Source organism: Rhizobium mulingense, from assembly GCF_029194105.1.
Lineage (GTDB): Bacteria > Pseudomonadota > Alphaproteobacteria > Rhizobiales > Rhizobiaceae > Rhizobium > Rhizobium mulingense.
The window spans coordinates 1-5,779 of record NZ_JARFVE010000039.1 but is presented as its reverse complement, the minus strand read 5'-3'; the positions used below and the strand labels follow the sequence as shown (position 1 = coordinate 5,779).

Annotated in this window: 4 protein-coding genes and 1 pseudogene; 4 read left to right on the top strand and 1 reads right to left on the bottom strand. The window is 57.2% G+C overall.

What is annotated here, in order from left to right:
• Positions 1-620, bottom strand: a pseudogene (locus tag PYR71_RS30440) (IS3-like element ISRel21 family transposase); the annotation flags it as partial.
• An 889-nt stretch (positions 621-1,509) separates the two neighbouring features.
• On the opposite strand from PYR71_RS30440, the gene PYR71_RS31125 reads away from it, so the two are divergent.
• The 4 genes from PYR71_RS31125 to PYR71_RS30420 all read left to right on the top strand — a co-directional run bounded on the left by PYR71_RS31125 (position 1,510) and on the right by PYR71_RS30420 (position 5,671).
• Positions 1,510-1,989: a Tn3 family transposase gene (locus PYR71_RS31125; protein ID WP_245345081.1), complete on the top strand. Its 480-nt coding sequence runs from the start codon at positions 1,510-1,512 to the stop codon at positions 1,987-1,989.
• 181 nt (positions 1,990-2,170) lie between these two features.
• Positions 2,171-2,296 carry a hypothetical protein gene (locus PYR71_RS30430; protein WP_004676277.1) on the top strand — a complete coding sequence of 42 codons (126 nt, stop codon included), beginning with the start codon at positions 2,171-2,173 and terminating at the stop codon, positions 2,294-2,296.
• Between the two features lie 114 nt (positions 2,297-2,410).
• A complete protein-coding gene (locus PYR71_RS30425) occupies positions 2,411-3,496 on the top strand; it encodes an HlyD family secretion protein (protein ID WP_008533948.1) in 1,086 nt (361 codons plus the stop codon).
• A gap of 27 nt (positions 3,497-3,523) precedes the next feature.
• Positions 3,524-5,671: a peptidase domain-containing ABC transporter gene (locus tag PYR71_RS30420; protein WP_097545514.1), complete on the top strand. Its 2,148-nt coding sequence runs from the start codon at positions 3,524-3,526 to the stop codon at positions 5,669-5,671.
• The last annotated feature ends 108 nt before the right edge of the window (positions 5,672-5,779 follow it).

Sequence of the window (5,779 nt, the reverse complement as noted above, 5' to 3'; positions counted from 1 at the left end):
GACGTCGTTGGGTCCGACGGCCATGTGCCGATCCTCGCGAAGCTTGGCTTTTACCCCCCGCTTCGGTGTCTTGTTCCGCAACTGTAGCCCCAAGTCCCTGTAAATGCGGTAGGTTCGCTTGATGTTGGTGCCCCAACCCTCGCGTTCCAACAGCACATGCACGCGGCGATAGCCGTACCGCACACGGATCTCGCAGATCTCGCGAATACGACGTTCCAGACCGGCCTGATCAGCACGGCGAGAGGTATAGTGGTGAGTTGATCGATCGAAGTTCAACGCTCCACAAGCACGTCGGATCGAGATCGCCCAATCGCAGCACATGCCTTTCACCATCTCCCGCTTCCGAGCAGGCCTTAGAGCTTTCGGCGGATGACATCCTGCAACATCTCGCGGTCCAGCGTCAGATCCGCGACGATCTTCTTCAGGCGCGAATTCTCGTCCTCGAGCTGTTTCAGCCTCTTCATCTCCGGTGGCAGCATGCCCGCGTATTTTTTCTTCCAGTTGAAATAAGTCGCCTGGCTGATCCCCGCCTTCCTGCAGATTTCAGCAACCGACACGCCTTCATCACCTTGCTTCAGAATGAACGCCTTCTGAGCGTCCGAAAACTGCGACGCTTTCATCGTCTTCTGGTCCCTTTCCCAGCCAGGAAAATGCACCGGAAAACTCTAACCAAAACTGGTCCAGTTTGAAGGGTTCAGATCAAAGTGCACAAGATGGTGGCGAATGGGAACGTAGGGTCGTCGCCTCGATCGCCAAGAAATTGAAAAGGGGCCAGCGAGGAGCGCCTTTTGGCTCGCATCGCCGGGTCCGCGATCAAGGCCCTCGACGGAGCGGTGCCGAAATTGCCGAACAGGCGATACTTTCGGCTCTGGTCCGCAAATACGAGACTGGCGGTTCCTAAGCAGCGAGCCCAGGCGGTGCCACGTTCCTCCTACGGCATTTCATTATCCACGCATGTTGCCGAGGCTGCTGAGCCTGCTCGAATTCCGGAACAATGCAGCACATCGGGTCCGCCATCGCGGCGCTGGAATGGCTCAAGCGTCTGATCGACGAGGACGACAGACGGATCGACCCGTATCGATCCGAGACCTGGCTGTAGGCCTGAAGGCCTAGCATCCTGCCGTATTTCACGTTTACCAGGGCGTGGCCTTGTCCCTATTGGCAGATGCTATGGCCGGATGTGTCAAGTAAAAGATCCACCGGATGCGAAAAGAAACACGAGACCTATTGGGCAATGCTTGGGCGGGTCCCGACGCTATGGCGATCTCAGACCTGCACTTGTTCCGGCCCAGGCTGTGGCCGACAGCGATCGTCTCGCGGGGCCGTTGCGACAGGAGGATAGCTGGCAAATCTCAAGCTCACCTCGACATCCGGTTACGCGAGCTTGGCCGCGCCAGCTCGGGCTGTTACGATTCCGGGCGGCTCGATTGCGAAGGCGACGTCCAGACGTGGATGCTGCGACTGGCTTCTGCGAAGCATTCAGTCATCTGCGTACAGGAGCGCCCTGCGATGAACGTCATCCTCGCAGAAGAGACTAGCTTTGGCCTGCGCATGATGGCCGATGCCACAGACACCCACACCTTGTGGGTGTTAATCCGTGTTCGACAGTGGCATGTCGAGAGCGAAGCCTACGACCGGGCGCTAGCCAGGGTGGTCGAGGCGCAGGCGGGGTTACCGATCCATGGGCACTCCGGCTTCGAGCGACGGCCTATTATTTGCCGCCACAGCGCAAGGCGACGGCCCGCGGCACCAAGCGGCGCATCCGCGCCCACTATCGTGCGGAGGGCCACCAACAATTCACCAGGTTTCAGAGTGAATCAGCAGCAACAAAAATCGACGGCAAACTCGATGGGGGCTACGCGGATGGGGGCGCGCTTACTGAGCGCCGAGTCTCAACTGTACCGTCGCCACCGAACTTTGGAGCTGTCGATCCTGTTCAGGACGTTCATTCAGAACCCTACTCGGTTTGTCGTGCTTGCGACAGCGTGATGTGCGGTTTGGCACGTCTCGGCGCTCTAGGGCAGCCATTGAATAACATACAGAACAGTTTTCTGATGCTTTTCGCTCCTTCTGCATTGGCACGAATCTTGAACCTTTTTGTTGCGCGCCGCTAGGAGCTCCCAACGGGGACCTTGGCATCTTCTCAATCCAGCTCTGAACGGAGACACCAATGATGAACAACATGGCAGCCTATCGTGTAACCGAATTAACCCCTCAAGAAGCAGCTGAAACCTCCGGAGGTTGGTATTTTTGGGTTTACTTGTTTTTGCGACGTTACGGACACTTGTTTGGTTGATAAGCGAGCTGGCTCTCGATGGCTCCTAGTGACTACAGACTAGCAGTTCCCCTTTCTGCTGAAACGGCCAGCTGCATCGCAGAAAGCATACTGGCGCGACGATCAGGACGATCCTTGAGCATTTATAGGGCGATCTTGCTCTTCGTCGCCGCGGCATTTGGCTCACTGCCACTCGTTACCATACCGGTCTCCATGCAGAGTGTCGGTACTATTCGCCCGATCGTGGAGAAGACGCCCCTGATAGCGCCCGTCTCCGGACGCATCTCCCGTGTCCTTGCCTTTGAGAACGATGTCGTTGCTAAGGGGAAGGAAATAATCGCCTTTGACGATCATGTAATCGAGGAAAAGCTCAGCGGGGTTTTAGCCGACATTCATGCCAAGAGCGATCTTGCCCATGACTTCCAAACGCTGATTTCTTCCGGCGCAAGGCTCAGCGTCTCGCCCCCCCTCCAAACCGAATCCGCGACGGCTGAAAGGGTGCATTTTCTCAACTTGCTGCGCGAGAACCAAAATGCGCGCAGTAACGCCGCGGCGGAACTCGACCGCGCAAAGCGACTTGTCTCGGCTGCTGCGGCGCCGGCGAAGACCGTTGACGAGAAGGCTTTCGCTCTCCAAAATATCGAGGTCCAAGGCGAGATCCTCGTGCGACGCAAAACCGCTGATTGGAACCAGAAGCTCCTTGATGCTAACCTGCGCTTAAAGGAACTCACGGCCACCTTGCATCAGCTCGAGCACGAACGGGACCTGCACCGCATCCGCGCCCCAGTATCGGGTGCTCTCGAGCAGTTCTCCGGCCTCGCGCACGGAAGCTACGTGCAGAGCGGGCAAACCGTTGGTTGGATCTCGCCGAACGACGATCTGGTGGCGGAAATCTACGTCTCCCCCAACGACATTGGCTTTGTGCAGCCTGGTCAGCCGGTGCGGCTCCAAGTGGATGCCTTTAACTACAACCAATGGGGTGTCATCAAAGCAAGGGTGGTCGAGGTGGCGCAGGACTTCACTCTGCATGACGGGAACCCGGTCTTCAAGGTCCAGTGCGCGCTCTCTCGCAGCGAACTCGCGCTGAAAAGCGGGGCCATCGGCCACCTGAAGAAAGGCATGACCGTGCGGGCTCGCTTTCTGTTGGCCAATCGCACTCTCCTGCAACTGCTCTACGACGAGGCAGACGATTGGCTCAACCCGATGCTGGCGGGGCGCTAATATTGTCCCAACAGCCAGCGAGCCTCCATGTCGAGTAAGGCCATTAAGTTCAAACAGCGTGACATCACGGATTGCGGCGCCGCCAGCCTCGCATCTGTCGCAGCCTTCTATGGCTACAAGTTGCCATTGGCGCGCATCCGCCAGTATGCGTCGACCGACCGCTCCGGTACGAGTGTGCTGGGGCTCACGGAAGCGGCGCAGAAGCTGGGCTTCATCGCGAAAGGCGTCAAAGGTGGCTTCGACAGCCTGTACAAGATCCCCAAGCCCGCTATCCCGCACGTCGTCAAGGAGGACCTGCACCATTTCGTAGTGGTCCATGCGATCGACGCCAAGTGGGTCATCGTCATGGACCCGGCCTTGGGCGAAATCTGCAAAGTGCCGCATCAGGAATTCATGGAGCAATGGACCGGCGTTCTGGTTTTGCTGGTTCCGGCAGACACATTCAATCGTCGAGACGAGACCACGTCGCCCCTCGCCCGATTCGCCCGCCTACTCGCGCCACACCGCACGGTGATGGCGCAGGCTCTCGTCGGCGCTCTTGTGACGACCGTCCTCAGTCTCTCGACGGCGATCTACGTTCAGAAGATCGTTGATCACGTGATCCCAGCGGGAAACCGCAACCTGCTCAACTTGATGAGCATCGCAATGCTGCTGATCCTAGCGATACAGATCCTGATCAACCTCCTAAGAGGCCGACTCGTCCTGCAGACGGGGCAGAAGATCGACGTATGCTTGATCCTCGGCTATTACAATCACATCCTGGCCCTGCCCCAGAAGTTCTTCGATAGCATGCGCATGGGAGAAATCGTGTCGCGCATGAACGACGCTGTGAAAATCAGGAGCTTCCTGAACGACGTTTCGATAAACATGTTTGTTGACATTTTAATGATACTGTTCTCGTTCGGAATGATGTTCATCTATTCCTGGAATATTGCTTTGATCGTGGCGCTCGCCATTCCAATGTACATCCTGGTATATTGGGCCATCAATCGGATGAATCGAAATCTCCAACGAGTCATCATGGAAAATGACGCCAAACTCGAGGCGCAACTGGTAGAATCACTCGGAGCTGTCTCCACCATTAAGACTTCCGGCGTCGAGAGCTTCGCAAACTTCAAAATGGAGACCCGCTTCGTAAAGATGCTGCATTCCGTCTACAGCTCCGGGCTGATCTCAATCTGCGGCGACAACGCCTCGACGTTGCTGTCGGTCCTGTTCACCATCGTGCTGATGTGGTTTGGAACCACGCTTGCGCTCGAACAGGCCGTCACGCCCGGCGAATTGCTGTCCTGCTATACGTTGCTTGGCTATATCACCCGGCCGGTCGCCCGCCTGATCCAGACCAACCGGATCGTTCAAGACGCGTTTATCGCGGCGGATAGACTTTTCGAGATCTTTGAACTGGAGTCGGCAAGCAGCAGCGGCATCGATGCTACGAAGACCGATCTCGGAGATATTCGCCTGGAGAACGTCACATTCCGCTATGGCGCGCAGGCGGAGGTTTTCAGCGATCTAAGCGTCTCCTTTCGCCAAGGAGAGTTGACGGCCGTCGTGGGTGAGAGCGGCTCGGGCAAAAGCACCCTTGCGGCTCTGCTGCAGAATGTCTACCAGCTTGAGGATGGATGCATTCGGATCGGCCAATATGCCCTCCAGGATTTCTCGAGCGCATCACTGCACAAGGTCATGGCTGCAGTACCGCAATCGATAGACGTCTTCTCCGGTTCCGTGATCGAGAACATCGCCCTGGGCGAGTTCGAACCGGAGTTCGATAAGATCGTACGCATCTGTGATCGAATAGGACTGCGGGAGTGCATCGAGCGCTGGCCCGGGCGGTTCCAGGCCCATCTGGGCGAGAACGGGGTTCGCCTCTCCGGAGGTGAGAAGCAGCGCCTCGCATTGGCTCGGGCCCTGTACCGGGATCCCGACGTTCTAATCCTTGACGAAGCGACCTCCTCTCTGGACTCGGCAGCCGAAGAATTTGTGCTGCGGGTTGTTGAGGATCTGTCTCGCGCTGGGAAGACCATCATAGTCATCACTCATCGGTTGAGCACCGTTCGTGGGGCGGACAATATTGTGGTCCTGGACAAGGGGCGGGTCATTGAGGAGGGAAAGCACGCTGACCTAGTGAGAACTGATGGCCCTTACGCTCGATTATGGCGGGCGCCAAGGTCGTGATCCGTGTAGGCCCTGTCGGCTCGAGGATTGAAAACGGTTGTGAACGTCACGGTTAAGCAGCATGGCAACATTGTCGGCTGTGAACTTGAAGCGGCGGTGATCGGAACG

Bases quoted from the DNA above. Each gene is read 5' to 3' on its own strand.
- PYR71_RS30430 (WP_004676277.1), top strand. From the start codon at position 2,171: ATGATGAACAACATGGCAGCCTATCGTGTAACCGAATTAACCCCTCAA.
- PYR71_RS30420 (WP_097545514.1), top strand. From the start codon at position 3,524: ATGTCGAGTAAGGCCATTAAGTTCAAACAGCGTGACATCACGGATTGC.
- PYR71_RS31125 (WP_245345081.1), top strand. From the start codon at position 1,510: ATGAACGTCATCCTCGCAGAAGAGACTAGCTTTGGCCTGCGCATGATG.